The 17926-nt window shown below is 67.6% G+C and carries 16 protein-coding genes; 14 read left to right on the top strand and 2 right to left on the bottom strand.

Annotation, left to right across the window (positions count from 1 at the left end; genetic code table 11):
* The first annotated feature begins 10 nt into the window (after positions 1-10).
* The 10 genes from PA01_08735 to metW all read left to right on the top strand — a co-directional run bounded on the left by PA01_08735 (position 11) and on the right by metW (position 9898).
* Positions 11-1648 (top strand): ABC-F family ATPase, encoded by a 1638-nt coding sequence (locus tag PA01_08735; protein KON81670.1) that lies wholly within the window; start codon positions 11-13, stop codon positions 1646-1648.
* A gap of 162 nt (positions 1649-1810) precedes the next feature.
* Positions 1811-2194, top strand: a complete 384-nt coding sequence (locus PA01_08730) for a PTS fructose transporter subunit IIA (protein KON81669.1) — start codon at positions 1811-1813, stop codon at positions 2192-2194.
* 15 nt (positions 2195-2209) lie between these two features.
* On the top strand, positions 2210-2479 hold the full coding sequence (locus PA01_08725) for an HPr family phosphocarrier protein (GenBank protein ID KON81668.1): 270 nt from the start codon (positions 2210-2212) through the stop codon (positions 2477-2479).
* A 3-nt stretch (positions 2480-2482) separates the two neighbouring features.
* Positions 2483-4213, top strand: a complete 1731-nt coding sequence (gene ptsP, locus PA01_08720) for a phosphoenolpyruvate--protein phosphotransferase (protein KON81667.1) — start codon at positions 2483-2485, stop codon at positions 4211-4213.
* 42 nt (positions 4214-4255) lie between these two features.
* A complete protein-coding gene (siaA, locus tag PA01_08715) occupies positions 4256-6268 on the top strand; it encodes a biofilm regulation protein phosphatase SiaA (protein KON81666.1) in 2013 nt (670 codons plus the stop codon).
* Positions 6269-6270: 2 nt separating this feature from the next.
* Complete coding sequence (gene siaB / locus PA01_08710; GenBank protein ID KON81665.1) at positions 6271-6813, top strand: biofilm regulation protein kinase SiaB; 543 nt, start codon at positions 6271-6273, stop codon at positions 6811-6813.
* 13 nt (positions 6814-6826) lie between these two features.
* Positions 6827-7204, top strand: a complete 378-nt coding sequence (gene siaC, locus PA01_08705; GenBank protein KON81664.1) for a biofilm regulation phosphoprotein SiaC — start codon at positions 6827-6829, stop codon at positions 7202-7204.
* 2 nt (positions 7205-7206) lie between these two features.
* A complete protein-coding gene (gene siaD, locus PA01_08700) occupies positions 7207-8013 on the top strand; it encodes a biofilm regulation diguanylate cyclase SiaD (protein KON81663.1) in 807 nt (268 codons plus the stop codon).
* A 167-nt stretch (positions 8014-8180) separates the two neighbouring features.
* Positions 8181-9308: a homoserine O-acetyltransferase gene (locus tag PA01_08695; protein ID KON81662.1), complete on the top strand. Its 1128-nt coding sequence runs from the start codon at positions 8181-8183 to the stop codon at positions 9306-9308.
* Positions 9309-9310: 2 nt separating this feature from the next.
* Positions 9311-9898: a methionine biosynthesis protein MetW gene (gene metW, locus PA01_08690; protein ID KON81661.1), complete on the top strand. Its 588-nt coding sequence runs from the start codon at positions 9311-9313 to the stop codon at positions 9896-9898.
* 55 nt (positions 9899-9953) lie between these two features.
* Here metW and PA01_08685 read toward each other — a convergent pair whose 3' ends face one another.
* On the bottom strand, positions 9954-10271 hold the full coding sequence (locus tag PA01_08685; GenBank protein ID KON81660.1) for a hypothetical protein: 318 nt from the start codon (positions 10269-10271) through the stop codon (positions 9954-9956).
* A gap of 211 nt (positions 10272-10482) precedes the next feature.
* Between PA01_08685 and PA01_08680 the strand changes: the two genes are divergently transcribed.
* From PA01_08680 to can, 4 genes are all read left to right on the top strand, one after another.
* On the top strand, positions 10483-12873 hold the full coding sequence (locus tag PA01_08680) for an EAL domain-containing protein (protein KON82403.2): 2391 nt from the start codon (positions 10483-10485) through the stop codon (positions 12871-12873).
* A 140-nt stretch (positions 12874-13013) separates the two neighbouring features.
* Entirely contained in the window at positions 13014-14258 is a 1245-nt protein-coding gene (locus PA01_08675; protein ID KON81659.2) for an AmpG family muropeptide MFS transporter, read from the top strand.
* 13 nt (positions 14259-14271) lie between these two features.
* The gene (locus PA01_08670; protein KON81658.1) at positions 14272-15003 is read left to right on the top strand and encodes a single-strand selective monofunctional uracil-DNA glycosylase; all 732 of its coding nucleotides are present in this window, start codon (positions 14272-14274) and stop codon (positions 15001-15003) included.
* Between the two features lie 22 nt (positions 15004-15025).
* Positions 15026-15682 carry a carbonate dehydratase gene (gene can / locus PA01_08665; protein KAI5913085.1) on the top strand — a complete coding sequence of 219 codons (657 nt, stop codon included), beginning with the start codon at positions 15026-15028 and terminating at the stop codon, positions 15680-15682.
* A 12-nt stretch (positions 15683-15694) separates the two neighbouring features.
* Here the strand turns inward: can and PA01_08660 are convergent, their stop codons facing one another.
* Entirely contained in the window at positions 15695-17866 is a 2172-nt protein-coding gene (locus PA01_08660; protein ID KON81657.1) for a primosomal protein N', read from the bottom strand.
* Positions 17867-17926: the final 60 nt, after the last annotated feature.

The following is a 17926-nucleotide window of genomic DNA, read 5'->3' as shown; positions in this document are numbered from 1 at the left end:
GGATTCCGCCGTGCTCGTCGCCGCCAACATCACCATGCAGTTCGGGGCCAAGCCCCTGTTCGAGAATGTCTCCGTCAAATTCGGCGAAGGCAACCGCTACGGCCTGATCGGCGCCAACGGCGCGGGCAAGTCGACGTTCATGAAAATCCTGTGCGGCGAGCTCGAGTCGTCGGCCGGCAACGTGTCGAAAGATCCGCATGAGCGCATGGCCTACCTCAGGCAGGACCAGTTCGGCTTCGAGGATGTGCGCGTGCTCGACGTCGTGCTGATGGGCCACGAGGAGATGTGGGCGTGCATGGCGGAGAAGGACGCGATCTACGCGAACCCCGAAGCGACCGAGGAAGACTACATGCACGCCGCCGAGCTCGAAGGCAAGTTCGCCGAGTACGACGGCTACACTGCCGAAGCGCGCGCCGGCGAGCTGCTGCTCGGCGTCGGCATCGGCACTGAACTGCACAACGGGCCGATGAAGAACGTCGCGCCGGGCTGGAAGCTGCGCGTGCTGCTGTGTCAGGCGCTGTTCGCGAACCCGGACATCCTGCTGCTCGACGAGCCGACGAACAACCTCGACATCAACACGATCCGCTGGCTCGAGGACGTGCTGAACCAGCGCGACAGCACGATGGTGATCATCTCTCACGACCGCCACTTCCTGAACCAGGTGTGCACGCACATGGCGGACCTCGACTACGGCACGATCACCGTGTACGCCGGCAACTACGACGACTACATGGAAGCGGCGACGCTCGCGCGCCAGCGCCAGCAGTCCGCCAACGCCCGCGCGAAGGAAAAGATCCAGGACCTGCAGGAATTCGTGCGGCGCTTCTCGGCGAACAAGTCGAAAGCCAAGCAGGCGACGAGCCGCCTGAAGTTGATCGACAAGTTGAAGCCCGAGGACGTCAAGCCGTCCAGCCGCCAGTATCCGTGGATCCGCTTCGACTACGACGACAAGGACAAGCTGCACCGCCTCGCGTGCGAAGTGCAGAACCTGTCGTTCGCGTACGAAGGCATGACCAAGCCGCTGATCGACAAGTTCTCGATCGCGATCGAGGCGGGCGAGAAAGTCGCGATCATCGGCGAGAACGGCGTCGGCAAGACGACGCTGATGAAGCTGCTCGTCGGCCCGCAGTCGGGAGGCCTCGCGCCGCAGAAAGGCGCCGTCAAATGGGCCGAGAAAGCGAAGCCCGGCTACTACGCGCAGGATCATGCGGCCGAATTCGCCGGCACCGAGAGTCTGACCGAATGGATCGCCGACTATGCGCGGGTCACCGTCGACTCGCAGGGCGGCGATCTCGAGACGCTGATCCGCGGCACGCTCGGCCGGCTGCTGTTTTCCGGCGACGACGTGAGAAAGCCGGTCAACGTGATTTCCGGCGGCGAACAGGGCCGCATGCTGTTCGGCAAACTGATGCTGTCGCGACCGAACGTGCTGCTGATGGACGAGCCGACGAACCACCTCGACATGGAATCGATCGAGTCGCTGAACACCGGCCTCGAGAAGTTCGCCGGCACGCTGATCTTCATCTCGCACGACCGCGAGTTCGTCTCGTCGCTCGCCAGCCGCATCATCGAAATGCGGCTCGACGGCACGATCATCGACTACCGCGGCACCTACGAGGAATACCTCGCGAGCCAAGGCCTCGAGTGAGCTGAGTCTCGACGGTCCGAGCGCACGACAGCCGCCTGCAAGGGCGGCTTTTTTGTACCCTGGCCCCGCGCCGCACCGGCAGGGCCGGTAGGCGCCGCTACGGCATTCGCGGCAGCTGCGCCGTCGTCAGCTACAATCGCCGAAACACTTCCCTCGTCCATCATGATCGGCATCTTCCTCATCACGCACGGCACGCTCGGCGAATCGCTGATCCAGTGCGCGAGCCACGTGCTCAACAAACGTCCCGCGCAAACCGTGCAGCTCGGCGTCTCCGCCCAGGACGATCCGCTCGACATGCTGCCGCTCGCGCGCCAGATGCTCGCATGGACCGACAGCGGCCACGGGGTGCTGGTGCTGACCGACGTGTTCGGCGCGACGCCGTCGAACATCGCGACGAAGCTCGCGGTGCCGGGGAGGATCGAGATCATCGCCGGCGTCAACGTGCCGATGCTGCTGCGCGTGCTGACTTACCGCGAACGGGACATGAACACGCTCGTGCAGCGCGCCGTCGCGGGCGGCTGCGACGGCGTCGTGCACATCCAGTGACGAGGCGGACCCGCGATGCCGAGAGCTGAAACCGAAATCATCAACAAACTGGGGCTGCACGCGCGCGCGTCGGCGAAACTCACGCAGACGGCCAGCAGCTACGGCGCCGACATCTGGCTCGAGCGCAACGGCCGCCGCGTCAATGCGAAAAGCATCATGGGGGTGATGATGCTGGCCGCCGCGCAGGGCTCGCGGATCATCGTCGACACGTCGGGACGCGATGCCGACGCGGCTCTCGAAGCCATCCTGGAGCTGATCGCGGACCGCTTCGGCGAGGGAGAGTAAGCCATGCCCTTCACGATCCACGGCCTGCCGGTTTCACAGGGCATCGCGATCGGCCACGTCCATCTCGTTTCGCACGCGATGCTCGAAGTCAATCACTACCACGTCGCAGCCAAATACCTGCCCGAGGAAATGGACCGCCTCGACGAAGCGGTGGCGACGGTGCAGGGCGAGCTGATCGGCCTCAAGGCCGCCGCGACAACGGGCCAGTCGCACAGCGAGGTCGGCGCCTTCGTCGACCTGCAGCTGATGATGCTGTCCGATCCGATGCTCGTCGACGCCGCACGCGAGCTGATCGAAGCGCGCCGCTGCAACGCCGAGTGGGCACTCGTCCAGCAGATGGAACACGTCGTCGAGCAGTTCGAGCAGATCGAAGATCCGTACCTGCGCGAACGCAAGGCCGACGTCGTGCAGGTCGTCGAGCGCCTCGTCAAGGTGCTGCTCGGCCATCCGGGTCACCTGCCGCCGAAACGCCGCGACGGGCTCGGCACGATCGTCGTCGCGCACGACCTGTCGCCGTCCGACACGATCGGTTTTCGCGACCACAACATCGACGGCTTCGTCACCGACGTCGGCGGCCCGACCAGTCACACCGCGATCGTCGCGCGCAGCCTGCGCATTCCGGCAGTCGTCGGGCTGCACCACATCCGCCAGCTCGTCGAGGAAGACGAGCTGCTGATCATCGACGGCACCCGCGGCGTCGTCATCGTCGGACCCGATGAACATATCATCGAGGAATACCGGCTGCGCCGCACCGAGCTCGAAGTCGAGCGCTCGAAGCTCAACCGGCTCAAGGACACGCGCGCGACGACGCTCGACGGCGAGAACGTCAACCTGCTGGCGAACATCGAGGGGCCGAAGGACCTCAACCAGGTCAAGGCGGTCAATGCCGACGGCGTCGGCCTGTACCGCACCGAGTTCCTGTTCATCGGCCGCGACGCGCTGCCCGACGAGGAAGAACAGTACGAAGCCTATCGCGCGGTGCTGAAGTCGATGCCCGGCAAGCCGGTGACGATCCGCACGTTCGACGTCGGCGCGGACAAGGCGCTCAACGGCGTCGGCACGCGCTTCGAACCGAACCCGGCGCTCGGCCTGCGCGCGATCCGCTACTCGCTCGCCGAACCGCAGATGTTCAAGACGCAGCTGCGCGCGCTGCTGCGCGCGTCGGCGCACGGGCAGCTGCAGATCATGATCCCGATGCTCGCGCACGCCCACGAAATCGACCAGACGCTGACGCTGATCGAAAAAGCCAAGGTCGAACTGCGCGCCGAACGGGTCAAGTTCGACGAACGGCTCGCGGTGGGCGGCATGATCGAAGTGCCGGCCGCGGCGCTGGCGCTCGGCATGTTCATCCGGCGTCTGTCGTTCCTGTCGATCGGCACGAACGACCTGATCCAGTACACGCTCGCGATCGACCGCTCGGACGAAGCCGTCGTGCATCTGTACGACCCGCTCCACCCGGCAGTGCTGAAGCTGATCAGCGGCACGATCCAGGCCGGCGCGCGCTTCGGCCTGCCGGTGTCGGTGTGCGGCGAGATGGCCGGTGATCCGGCGTATACGCTGCTGCTGCTCGGCATGGGGCTGCGCAATTTCTCGATGCATCCCGGCAACATCCTCGAGATCAAGCAGCAGGTGCTGCGCGCGGACGTCGGCGAACTCGCACCGCGGGTGCAGCGTATCCTGAAGATGGACGAGCAGTCGAAAATACGCGAGGCGGTGCTGCGGCTCGCGGGCTGAGCCGGGACGCCGACGCAGCGATACGGGGAACGGAGAGCGAATTTGGGATTGCGGTGGAAATCGGGCCTGTGGCTCGCGGCGCTGTTGGCGCTGCTGGCGCTGTTCGCGCTGCTGGCCGGGCGGGCCGGCCTCGACGCCTTCCGCGATCATTTCGGCGCCGGCTTCGCGCGCAACCACGCACTGCTGCAGGCGCAAAAGCTCGTCACGCTGATCACGCGCGAACTGAGCCTGTCGCAGCGCCTCGCCGAACTCGAAAGCGTTCGCCGCTTCCTGCGCGGCACGGACGACTCGGGACAGGCGGGCGTCGACGCGGAACGGTTCCGGCGCGCGTTCGCCGACACTTCGGTGTTCCTCATCGCCAATGACAGCGGGCACTACTACTTCAGCGACGGCCGCGCACCCGATGCGTGGGTGAAGCCGAGCTACACGCTGCAGCGCAGCGACCCCAAGGACGGGTGGTATTTCGCCACGGTCCGCGACGCCCGCCCGTATGCGCTGAACGTCAACGTCGACGAAAAGCTCAAGGTCACGAAAGTCTGGTTCAACGTGTTGGTGCGCGAAGACGAAGGCGGACGCGTGCTCGGCCTGGCCGGTTCGGGGCTCGACCTCACGCGCTTTCTCGCCACTTTCGTCGGCGCCGTCGATTCGGGCGTGACGAACTTCATCATCAATGGCGACGGCGCGATCCTCGCCCACCCCGACCAGTCGCTGATCGAGTACTCGGCGCTGACCAAAGCCGCTCCGCGGCGCACGCTGCACGGGCTCGTCGAGGACGGGGCGGATCGCGAAGCGCTCGACGGCATGCTCGCCGGCTTGCGCGACGCCCCGGGCAGTGGCGGCGCGCTGCGCGTCGATCTGCAGGGCCAGCCGCGCGTCCTCGGCGCGGCCTACGTGCCGGCGCTCGACTGGTACGTGATCACCGCCGTGGACCTCGGGGCGGCGCAGGTCATCGACGAAACCGTGCTGTGGCCGCTCGCGCTCGGCGCGATCGCGCTGCTGCTGCTGTTCGCGGCCGCAGTCAGCATGGGCGTCGACCGGCTGATCCTGCAGCCGCTGGTGCAGCTGACCGACTCCGCGCAGCGCATCGCCGCGGGCGATTACCGCCAGCGCCTGCACACGCGCCGCGCCGACGAGCTCGGCTCGCTGACGCGGGCTTTCGACGGCATGGCGCGCCAGATCGACGCCCACACCAGCGAGCTCGAAAGCCGCGTCACCGAACGCACCCGCGATCTTGCCGAAGCACGTGACCGCATCGCCGCGACGCACCGGCAGATTCAGGACAGCATCCGCTACGGGGGCCTGATCCAGCACGCGATGCTGCCGCACCGCGAGCTGCTGCGCGCGCTGCCCGACGACCACTTCGTGCTGTGGCAGCCGCGCGACACCGTCGGCGGCGATTTCTACGTGTTCCGCGAAGCACCGGGGCAGTTCCTCATCGGCATCGCCGATTGCGCGGGGCACGGCGTGCCCGGCGCGTTCATGACGATGATCGCGCACGCCGGCTTCGACCTGGCCGTCCAGGAGCTCGAACTGTCGGATCCCGCCGCGTTGCTGACGCGCATGGACAGCGCGACGCGTACGCTGCTGCCGGGCGATGGAGCGAGCCGCCACCTCGCGACCAACATGGATGTCGGCCTGTGCCACGTCGACCTCGCGAGCGGCCGCGTGACTTTCGCCGGCGCCCACGTCGATCTCTACCGCTGCGAGGGCACGCGCTGCGAGCAGATTCGCGGCAGCCGGCGCAGCATCGGCGAGCGGCGGCGTGCGATTTACGAGAATGTCATCCTCGCCGACGCTCCCGGCTGCACGTATTATCTGACTACCGACGGCTTCCTCGACCAGGCCGGAGGCGAACGCGGCTACGGCTTCGGCACGCGCCGCTTCGCAGCCGCGCTCGGCGGGATCGCCGCGCAGCCGATGAAGAGCCAGGAACAGGCGCTGCGGCGCCACCTGGCCGAGCACCAGGGGAGCTGTCCGCAGCGCGACGACATCGCAGTGATCGGTTTTCGTATTCCAGGTCGGGCGGCTGCGCCCGGCCCCGTTTCCGGGGAGTGAGGATGGAAGAGGTGGATGTGTTGTCGTTGCGCGAAGCGTTCTCGCGCCAGGGAATCATGCTGGGCTTCAACGGGCCGTTTTCGGCCACGCTGATGGAGGAGATCGGCAAGGCCCTGCGCAAGCACATGGAGGGGCTCGCCGAGTCCGCGTCGGCGGTCACCGACGTTTTTTCGGCCTATATCGAGCTGAGCCAGAACATCCGCCACTACGCCGCGTCGAGCGGCGTGAGCGGCGCCGCAGCCGAAGCGACGATCATCGTTTCGCGCGACGACGCGGGGCATTACGTCGTCAGTGCCGGCAATGTCGTGCTCCATGACGACGGCGAGGCGCTGGTCGCGCGCATCGGCGAACTCGCCGCCCTCGACAAGGCCGCGCTGAAAGCCGCGTTCAAGACGCAGATGCGCAAGCCCCGCGACCCGCAGGCGAAGACCGGCGCCGGACTCGGGCTGATCGACCTGGCGCGCCGAGCGAGCCAGCCGCTCGCCTGCAGCGTCAAAACCCTTGACCCCCAACACGCCTTCTTCAGCCTGCGCGTGGTGATTTGAACCGAGGTCCGAAGTGAACGATTTCGAGATTCCTGCCACCGAATCGACGCCCCTCATCCGCACCGACCGCACCGCCGGGCGGCTGGAAATGAGCGGCGACTCCTATCCGGAAAATTCCTTCGAGCTGTTCCAGCCGGTCATCGACTGGATCGCCGGCTTTCTTGACGATGTCCTGCAGCCGCTGACGCTCGAGCTGAAACTGTTGTATCTCAACACGAGCAGCGTGCGCGCGATGATGGACATTTTCGACGCGCTGCAGGATGCGCACGAGCGCGGGCAGGTAGTCACGGTGAATTGGCGCTATGACCGTGACAACGAGCGCGTCGCCGATCTGGCTGCCGAATTCAAGGAAGACTACACCTTCCCCTTCGAGATCATTCCGGGTTCGTGACAATGAATTCAGCATTTCCCCTGCGGCCCGGGGAGCACCCGCTGCACGAACGCATCGAGGCGCTGCTGAGCGATCCCGAACACCGGGACAACCCGTTGCGCGCGCCGCTTGCCGAGCTCTACGACGCTTTTTCGGACCACCTCTGCCAGCTCGAGCGCATCACCCGCATCAGCGACCACTACCAGGCCGCGGAGCGCGACCGCGGTGCCGGCCATGCCGTCAATTACCGGCGTCAGCTGCGCAGGCTCGAAAAGATCGTGCGCATCAGCGACCAGTACCAGGGCATGCTGCGCGAACTCAACCAGCGGCTCGAATGGCTGTCCCATCGCGACGCCCTCACCGGGCTGCCGAACCGGCGCCATGCGCTGAAGCGCTTGCGCGAGGAGCATCTGCGTGCCCAGCGCGGCGGCCGCTCGTTCGTCATCATGATCATCGACATCGACCACTTCAAGGACATCAACGACACTTGGGGGCACGAGTTCGGCGACCACGCGCTGACGGCCGTCGCGGCGCGCCTCGCGGCCTCAGTGCGCGAATACGATGTATGCGCGCGCTGGGGCGGGGAAGAGTTCCTCGTGATGCTGCCGGACACCGAACCCTGCACCGCAGGCGACAACGCCGAGCGGCTGCGCGCCTGCGTCGGGGGCGATCCGTTCATCATCGACGAGCGGCAGCTGCGCATCACCGTCTCGCTCGGGGTCGGCAGCTGCCGACCCGGCGAGGAGCTCGCGGAATTCATGAAACGGGTCGACGACGCGCTGTACCTCGCCAAGCACGAGGGGCGGGACCGCATCATGTTCGCCGCCTGAGCCGGTCGTGCGGCGAATTTGACAATTGCGCACGGCCACGCTAATTTTTCGCCTTCACGCGCCGATTTGAACCACAGCTTGCGGGCGCTCAATAAATCCGGCTAAAGCGAGGGCGACCCAGTCCGCGTTTCCCAGCCGGCTGGGTTTTTTTGTCTACAGCGAACAACATGATCCAACCCCAATCCGTCGGCGTCGTCGTCCCGCAGCGGGCGCATTTCGCCGAGCCGCTGCCGCTGCGCAGCGGCGACGCGCTGCCCGAATACGAACTCCTGTACGAAACCTACGGCGAGCTCAATGCCGCACGCAGCAACGCCGTGCTGGTATGCCATGCGCTGTCCGGCTCGCACCACGTCGCCGGCCACTATGCCGACGATCCCGGCAACATCGGCTGGTGGGACAACCTCGTCGGACCCGGCAAGCCGCTCGATACGCGCAAGTTCTTCGTCATCGGCGTCAATAACCTCGGCGGGTGCCACGGCACGACGGGCCCGGCGTCGATCAATCCGGCGAGCGGCAAACCGTGGGGTGCGGATTTCCCGTTCGTCACCGTCGAGGACTGGGTCGCGGTCCAGGCGCGGCTCGCCGACCGCCTTGGCATCGAACGTTTCGCGGCAGTCGTCGGCGGCAGCCTGGGCGGCATGCAGGCGCTGTCGTGGACGCTGCAGTACCCGGAGCGCATCGCGCACGCGGTGCTGATCGCGTCGGCACCACGGCTCACCGCGCAGAACATCGCGTTCAACGAAGTCGCGCGTCAGGCGATCCTGAGCGACCCGGACTTCCACGGCGGGCACTACTACGAGCACGGCGTCGTGCCGGCACGCGGGCTGAAGCTCGCGCGCATGCTCGGCCACATCACTTACCTGTCCGACGATGCGATGGCCGACAAATTCGGCCGCACGCTGCGCCACGGCAAAGCGGTCTACAGCTATGACGTCGAGTTCGAGATCGAGTCCTACCTGCGCTACCAGGGCGACAAGTTCGCCGGCTTCTTCGACGCCAATACCTATCTGCTGACGACCAAGGCGCTCGACTACTTCGACCCCGCGTTCGAGCATGGCGGCCTGCTGCGCGCGGCGCTCGCGCGCGCGAGCGCGGACTTCCTCGTCGTGTCGTTTTCGACCGACTGGCGCTTCTCGCCGGCGAGAAGCCGCGAGATCGTCTACAGCCTGCTGCACAACCGCCGCAACGTCAGCTACGCGCAGATCGAGAGCGACGCCGGGCACGACTCGTTCCTGCTCGACGACGCGCATTACCACGGGCTGCTTGCCGCCTATTTCGACCGCATCAAGGTTTGACGATGGCCTACCGCTACGACTACGAAGTGATCACGAAGTGGATTTCGCCGGGCGAGCGGGTGCTCGATCTGGGCTGCGGGGACGGCAGCCTGCTCAGGCACCTCGCTGAAGTCCGCGAGGTGCAGGGGTACGGTGTCGAGAACGACGCGGACAAATTGCTGGCGTGCGTGCGCAACGGCGTCAATGTGATCCAGATGGACATGGAAAAAGGCCTCGCCGGGCTCGAAGACGGCTTCTTCGACCACGTCATCATGAGCCTGTCGCTGCAGGCGATGCACAACACCCAGGGCATCCTCGCCGAGATGCTGCGCGTCGGCCGCGAAGCGGTCGTCAGCTTCCCGAACTTCGGCTACTGGCGCCACCGCCAGAGCATCCTCAACGGCCACATGCCGGTTTCGGAAAGCCTGCCGCACCAGTGGTTCAACACGCCGAACGTGCGCTTCTTCACGATCGCGGACTTCGATGCGCTGTGCGCAATGAACGGCATCGTCGTGCGCGAGCGCCTGGCTTTCGACGAGAGCACGCTGATCGAGGAAGAGCCGAACTTCCTCGCCAGCGTCGCGGTGTATCGGCTCGGCCGCCCCGACTGAAGCGGTCCGCGACAAGCCGCGGTACTGCGCGGCCGCCACCGCGGACCCGGCGTGCTCAGCCGACGACGAAGTTCGCGACGTCCACTTTCAGCACCGGGCGCCCGAGCACGACCGTGGCGACTGCCGCGAAGCGCTGCGCCCACTCGTCGGCCTGCCTGAAACGCTCCTCGCCGCCATATTTGGCGACGTTGAGGATCATGTCGAGCGCAAGAATCTTCCCCATCGGGTTCGACGGCGTGCATTCGAGCGTCTCGAACTCCTGCGACAGCCAGGCACGCGCCTGATCCTTCGTCAGGTCCGCCGTGTCGGCCTCGTGCACCGTGAATTCATAGTCGCGTCCCGCGCCGAACGATACGACGACGTGCAGGCTCATGTTCGTCTCCCTTCCAGTGGTTATCAATTGGATTGCCCCGAACCCCATTCTCGGGTGCCGGGGTGCCGCGGGCAAGCCCATACGCGCGCGTATCGTTGCAGTGCAGGCTTGTAAGGCCGGAAACGGGCTGTCAGAATCGCCCCAGACTGGGCTGGTCCTGCGCGGATGGGCTCCGGATGGCAACGCTCCCAACCGCTCATAACCTGCCGGCATGTTTTCGCACAAGACGGTTCTCCTTTCATTCGCATTGTCCGTCGTCCTCGCTGCACCCGCCGGTCTCGCGCTCGCGTCGGGCACCGCTGCGAGGCAGAGCGACGCACCGGCCGCCACCGCGCCGGCGACTGCGGGTTTTGGCGCCGGAGTGCTGACGCTGGCGGTGCTGCTCGCCGCAGGACGCCCGATCTACCGCCGTTATCGCCGCCGCCGCGAAGCGCTCGTTGCCGGGGGGATTTCCAGCGCCGCCCAGGCGGGGAGGGCGGGCATTTTCATGACCGCCGACGCGGGCGTGACCGTACACGCCTGCGGGGAAAATGAAGTGGTGCAGCGCGCGGCGATGCTGCAGACGATCCTCGACCACATTCCGTGCGCCGTGTCGCTCGTCGACCACGAGCTGCAGCTCGTCGCGTGCAACGAGGAATTCAAGCGTTTGCTCGATTTCCCGCCGGACCTGTTTGCCGATCGCCTGCCATCGCTCGAGACGCTGTTCCGCTACAACGCCGCGCGCGGCGAGTACGGCCCCGGCGACCCGGACCAGGTCGTCGCCGAGCTTCTCGCCCGCGCGCGTCACGCGGCGCCGCACAGCTTCGAGCGCCGCCGGCGCGACGGCACGGTGCTGCTCGTCCAGGGTCAGCCGCTGCCGCAGGGCGGCTTCGTCACGACCTACGCCGACATCACTGCGCGCAAGCGCGACGAGGAGCGCCTGCAGCTCGCGGACAAAGTGTTCGAAAACAGCCCCGACGCGATCGTCATCACCGACCTGGGCCATCGCATCGTGTCGGTCAACCCTGCCTACACCGAGATCACCGGCATCGCTGCGGCGGCGGCGCAAGGCACGTGCTTTCGCCCCGGCGGCGAGGACGGCGAGGAGGGCGAGGGCGGGCCGGATTCGCGCACCGTCTGGGCGATCGTCAGCGCGCACGGTTCGTGGTCGGGGGAAACGACGGGCGTGCGCTGCAACGGGCAACGCTATCCGCGCGCGTTGATGATCAACGGCGTGCGCGATCCCGAAACGCGGGCGATCACGCATTTCATCGCGATTTTCTCGGACATCACCGCGCGCAAGCGCGCCGAGGCGGATATCCAGCATCTGGCCTACCACGACACGCTGACCGGCCTCGCGAACCGCTTCTCGCTGACCGCCCGACTGCAGCTGTCGGTCGCCGAGGCGCGGCGCAACGGGCAGCGGCTGGCGGTGATGTTCCTCGATCTGGATCGCTTCAAGCACATCAACGACTCCCTCGGCCACCCGGTCGGAGATGAACTGCTGAAGCAGGTCGCACGGCGCCTGCGCGAGGCGGTGCGCGAAACGGACACCGTCGCGCGCCTCGGCGGCGACGAATTCGTCGTCGTGCTGCAAGGCATCGGCGGCGCGCACGACGTCACGCACGTCGCGGCGAAGCTGCTCGCGGAGCTGTCCGCGCCGTATTGCGTCGAGGCGACCGAGCTTCACACGACGCCGTCGATCGGCATCAGCCTGTTTCCCGACGACAGCGCCGACCCGGCGGCGCTGATGCGCAACGCCGACACCGCGATGTATCACGCCAAAGCCGCGGGGCGCGCGAAGTTCCAGTTCTACACCGACGAGATGAACCGTGCTGCGACGGCGCGGCTCGATCTCGAGCGCAAGCTGCGCGGCGCTGTCGCACGCGGCGAATTCGAGCTGTGGTACCAGCCGCAGTTCGACGCGCGTCACGGGCACCTCACCGGGCTCGAAGCGCTGGTGCGCTGGCGTCACCCGCAGGACGGGCTGATCGCGCCGCTGCGCTTCATCCCGCTCGCCGAGGAAACGGGCGTCATCGTCGAGATCGGCACGTGGGTGCTTCGCGAGGCCTGCCGGCAGGCGCGGCAGTGGCTCGACGCGGGGCTGCCGGAGCTGCGCATCTCGGTCAACCTGTCGGTGCGCCAGCTGCGCGAGAAATGCCTCGTCAGCACGGTGTCGACAACGCTCGCGGCGAACGGCCTGCGCCCCGGGCTGCTCGAACTCGAAATCACCGAAAGCGCAGTCATGGACAACCCGGGCGAAGCGGTCGCGCTGCTGCAGGCGCTGAAGGATCTGGGCGTGCGCATCGCGATCGACGATTTCGGCACCGGGCACTCGTCGCTGTCCTACCTCAAGCTGTTCCCGCTCGACCACCTGAAAATCGACCGCTCCTTCGTTTCCGACATCGAGCACGATGCGAACGATGCGATGATCGTCGCCGCCGCAGTGTCGCTCGCGCACAACCTCGGGCTGTCGGTGATCGCCGAAGGGGTCGAGTCGGCAGTCCAGGTCGCGCGCCTGCGCGAACTCGGCTGCGACGAGCTGCAGGGTTTCCATTTCAGTCGCCCGGTGACCGCGGACGTCGTGGAAAACTCGCTGCGCAGCGCGTGGCGGACCGCCTGACGGTCTCCGCTCGTCGCCTTCCTCGACGGCAACGCGGATCGCCGGCGCAATCTGGGATAATGCGCGCCACCCTTCGCCGAGTGCCCCTCGTGTCCGAATTGCGCCGCCCTGCCTGGCTCGAAGTGCTGCTGAACCGCCGCATGCTGATCTGCATCTTCACCGGCTTCGCATCGGGCCTGCCGCTGTACCTGCTGCTGAACCTCGTGCCGGCCTGGCTGAAGACCGAAGGCCTGTCGCTGAAAGCGATCGGCGCGTTCGCGCTGATCCAGTTCCCGTACACCTGGAAGTTCCTGTGGGCACCGCTGCTCGACCGCTTCGGCATCCTGCCGTGGCTGGGCCGGCGCCGCGGCTGGATGCTGGTGTCGCAGCTCGGGCTGGTCGCCGCGATCGCGTGGCTCGGCCAGCTGTCGCCCGTCACCGACCTCGGCTTCGTCGTCGGGCTGACCGCCGCGATCGCGCTGCTGTCGGCAACGCAGGACATCGCGCTCGACGCATTCCGCCGCGAAATCCTTCCCGAGATCGAGCTCGGCCTCGGCAACGCGATCCACGTGAACGCGTACCGCGTCGCCGGCCTCGTGCCCGGCTCGCTGTCGCTGATCCTCGCCGACCACCTCGCGTGGGGTCCGGTGTTCGTGATCACTGCGCTGTTCATGCTGCCGGGCGTCGCGATGACGGTCTTCTCGAGCGAGCCGCGCGAAGCCGTCGGCACGCCGCGCACGCTGCGCGCGGCGGTCGTCGAGCCGTTCCGCGAGTTCTTCGGTCGCCACGGGCTGCGTTCGGCGCTGCTCGTGCTCGCGTTCCTGTTCCTCTACAAGCTCGGCGACTCGCTGTGCACCGCGCTCGCGACGCCGTTCTATCTCGACATGGGCTACAGCAAGACCGACATCGGCATCGTCGCGAAGAACGCCGGCCTGTGGCCGTCGGTGATCGGCGGCATCCTCGGCGGACTGTGGATGCTGCGCCTCGGCATCAACCGCGCGCTGTGGCTGTTCGGCCTCGTGCAGGTCGTCACGATTCTCGGCTTCGTCTGGCTCGCGTGGCTCGGACCGATGCCCTCGGATGCGGGCCGCCTCGCGGTGCTCGCGATCGTCATCGGCGGAGAGGCGATCGGCGTCGGCCTCGGCACGACCGCGTTCGTCGCGTACATGGCGCGCACGACGCATCCCGCCTACACTGCGACGCAGCTTGCGCTGTTCACGAGCCTGATGGCGATGCCGCGCACGTTCATCAACGCTTCGGCCGGCTGGCTCGTCGAGCGCATGGGCTGGTACGATTTCTTCTGGGCATGCTTCTTCCTCGCGATTCCGGGCATGCTGCTGCTGATGAAAGTTGCGCCGTGGAACGGCGAAGCGAAAGCGGTCGCCGCGATGCCGGGCCGCGCCTGACCAACCCCACGCCATGACGACCGACCCTTCCGTCCGCGCCCTGATCGCCGCTGCCCGCACGCTGGCCCGCGAAGTCGACGGCCTGCGCTTCGCGCCTCCCGTCAGCCACGTCTACAACCCGCTCGACTACGCGTGGACGATCCACGAAAGCTACCTGCGCCGCTACGGCGCCGGGCCGAAGCGGGTGCTGTTCATCGGCATGAATCCGGGTCCGTTCGGCATGACGCAGACCGGCGTGCCGTTCGGCGAAGTCGCGGCGGTGCGCGACTGGCTGGGGCTGGCCGGGCCGGTCGGCAAACCGGCAGTGGAAAACCCGAAGCGTCCGATCGAAGGCTTCGCGTGCCCGCGCTCCGAAGTCAGCGGGCGCCGCCTGTGGGGCCTGTTTCGCGCACGCTTCGGCACGCCGGAAGCGTTCTTCGCCAGCCACTTCGTCGCCAACTACTGTCCGCTGGCGTTTTTCGCCGAAGGTCGCAATCTCACGCCGGACAAGCTCCCCCCCGCCGAGTCCCGACCGCTGCTCGCGGCCTGCGACGAACATTTGCGCCGCGTCGTCGATGCGCTGGAACCCGAATGGGTGGTCGGCGTTGGCGCGTGGGCGGAAAATCGCGCCGCCGCGGTGCTCGCCGGGCGGCCGCTGCGCGTCGCGCGGATCCTTCATCCGAGCCCGTCCAACCCGGCCGCGAATCGCGGCTGGGCCGAAGCGGCGAGCCGCCAGCTCGAAGCGCTCGACATCTGGACGCCCTAATCATCACTGCCGAGAAGAAACGATGCACGAAATCGATCAGCTGTTCTCCAACAACCGCGACTGGTCCGAGCGCATTCGTGGCGAGGATCCCGCGTATTTCCGCCGCCTCGCCAACCAGCAGTCGCCGCAATACCTGTGGATCGGCTGCTCCGACAGCCGCGTGCCGGCCAACCAGATCATCGGCCTCGCACCGGGCGAAGTCTTCGTCCACCGCAACGTCGCGAACGTCATCGTCCATACCGATCTCAACGCGCTGTCGGTGATCCAGTACGCCGTCGACGTCCTGCAGGTCAAGCACATCCTCGTCGTCGGCCACTATGGCTGCGGCGGCGTCGGGGCGGCGCTCAACAACAGCCGGCTCGGCCTGATCGACAACTGGCTGCGCCACGTGCAGGACGTGCGCGACCTGCACGAGACGATGCTGACGGCGATCGAAGATCCGCTGCAGCGCATCAACCAGCTGTGCGAGCTCAACGTGATGCAGCAGGTCGTCAATGTCAGCCAGACTTCGGTGCTGCGCGAAGCCTGGGAACGCGGCCAGCGCGTGATGCTCCACGGCTGGTGTTACGGCCTGTGCGACGGGCTGGTGCGCGACCTCGGCGTCAGCGCGGCGTCGCGCGGCGAAGCGCTGGAGCGCTATCGCGACGCAGTGAGCGCGCTGCGCACGAATCCGCGCTGAACGCCGCGCGGCTCACACTTCGAGCGGGTCGACATCGAGCTGCCAGCGCAAGTCGCGCGGCAGCCGCTGGGCGCGCAGCATGGCGATCCAGCGCCCGACGAAGTCCTGCAGCAGCGCGCGTTCCCCGGCCTCGACGAGCAGCTGCGCGCGCTCGCGGCGTGCGAGGCGGGTCATGCGCATCGGCACCACGTCGAACACCTGCAGTCCGTCGGGCGCGCTGTCCTGCGCAAGGCGCCGGGCATGGGCGAGGAACTTCATCGCGTCGTCGAGCGCCGGCGCATCGGCGCGCAGCATCGCCTGATGGGTGAAAGGCGGAAACCCCGCCTGGCGGCGCTCGTCGAGCGCCCGCGCCGCGAAAGCGTCGAAATCGTGGCGCACCAGGCAGCGGTACAGCGGATGTTCCGGGTATTCCGTCTGGATCAGCACTTCGCCGGGCAGGTGCGCGCGCCCGGCCCGCCCGCCGACCTGCATCAGCTGCTGGAACAGGCGCTCCGGCGCGCGGAAGTCGGCCGCGTGCAGCGAGGCGTCGGCGCCGATCACGCCGACCAGCGTGAGCCGCGGGAAATCATGCCCTTTCGCCATCATCTGCGTGCCGACGAGGATGTCGGCTTCGCCGGCGGCGATCGTCGCGAGCATCGCCTCCCACTGCTTTCGCGTGCGCGCCGAGTCGCGATCGACGCGCAGCACGCGGGCGCCGGGAAAAAGCTCGACGAGCCGCGCCTCGATGCGCTGCGTGCCGCGGCCGAACGGCTGGATGTCCTGGTTGCCGCACACCGGACAGACGCGCGGGATCGCGCTGTCGCAGCCGCAGTGGTGGCAGCGCAGCCGGCGGTCGGCGAGATGCACGACCAGGTTCGCCGAACAGTGCGGACACGGGCTGACCCAGCCGCAGGACGGACACGACAGCACCGGCGCGTAGCCGCGGCGGTTGATGAACACGAGGCTCTGTTCGCCGCGCGCGAGGCGTTCGCCGATCGCCGCCTGCAGTCCCTGGCTGAGCCCGTCGTCGAGTCGCACGCGTCGCGTGTCGATGCGCCGCACTGTCGGCAGCGTGCTCGCCACCGCACGCGCGGACAGGCGCAGGCCGCGGTAACGCCCGGCACGCACGTGCTGCCAGCTCTCGAGCGACGGCGTCGCCGAGCCAAGCACGATCGGCACGTCGCGTTGCCGCGCGCGCCACACGGCGACGTCCCGCGCCGAATAGCGCACCCCTTCCTGCTGCTTGTACGACGCGTCATGCTCCTCGTCGACGACGATCAGCCCGAGCCGGGGCAGCGCGGCGAACACCGCGAGGCGCGTGCCGAGCACGATGTCGGCGCGGCCTTCGAGCGCCTGCACGAAGCCGCGCGAGCGCGCCCCTGCGGCAAGTCCCGAATGCAGGCTGATCACGGTTGCCGACGGGAAGCGGCCGGCGACGCGCGCTTCGAGCTGCGGCGTCAGCGCGATCTCCGGCACCAGCATCAGCACCTGGCAGCCGGCTTCGAGCGTGCGCGCGGCAAGGCGCAGATAGACTTCGGTCTTGCCGCTGCCGGTGACCCCCTGCAGCAGCCACGGCACGAAGCCCGTTCCGGCGGCGAGCACGGCGTCGATCGCCGCGCCCTGCTCGGCCGTCAGCTGCGGCAGTTCGCCTGCGGCGTCGACGGGACTGGCGCGCCGCACCGGGACGATCCAGCCCCGGCGCAGCGCCTCGGCGAGCGCGTCACCGGACGGGCGCGCGCGCGCCACGCTGTGCCGCACGACGCCGAGCGCGGCCAGATCGCGCAGCAGCGCGAGCGCCCGGCTCGGCCGCCGCGGCGCCGAAAGCGCGGCGCGGCCTGCGTCGCCGACGTCGAGCAGCGGATCCGCTTCGCGGTCGCTGACCGCGTCCGCACGGCGCAGGCCCGGCGGCAGCGCCAGCGCGATGACTTCCCCGGGAGGCGCGTGGTAATAGCGCGCGACGAACGCGACCAGTTCGAGCCAGTCGCGTGGCAGCGGCGAGACTTCGCGCTGGACGTGGCGTACGGCTTTCAGCCGCGCGGCATCGATCGCGGAATCGTCGGCAATCGCGACGATGACGCCGCTCTTCTCGCCGCGCCCGAACGGCACGCGGACGCACCGCCCGACATCCCCGTCGGTCGCATCTTCGGACGTGTAATCGAAGAGCTGCGGCAGCGGAACCGGCAGGGAAACGCGAACGATCGGCATGTCTGATTCAGACCTTCGTGGGTCTTACTTTTGCCGTCGGAAAAAGTGCCCGGGCAGTCG

Origin of the sequence: Azoarcus sp. PA01, from assembly GCA_001274695.2 — a bacterium.
In the GTDB taxonomy this organism is placed as follows: domain Bacteria; phylum Pseudomonadota; class Gammaproteobacteria; order Burkholderiales; family Rhodocyclaceae; genus Aromatoleum.
The sequence above is the reverse complement of the archived record's forward strand: the minus strand, read 5'-3'. Positions and strand labels throughout refer to the sequence as shown.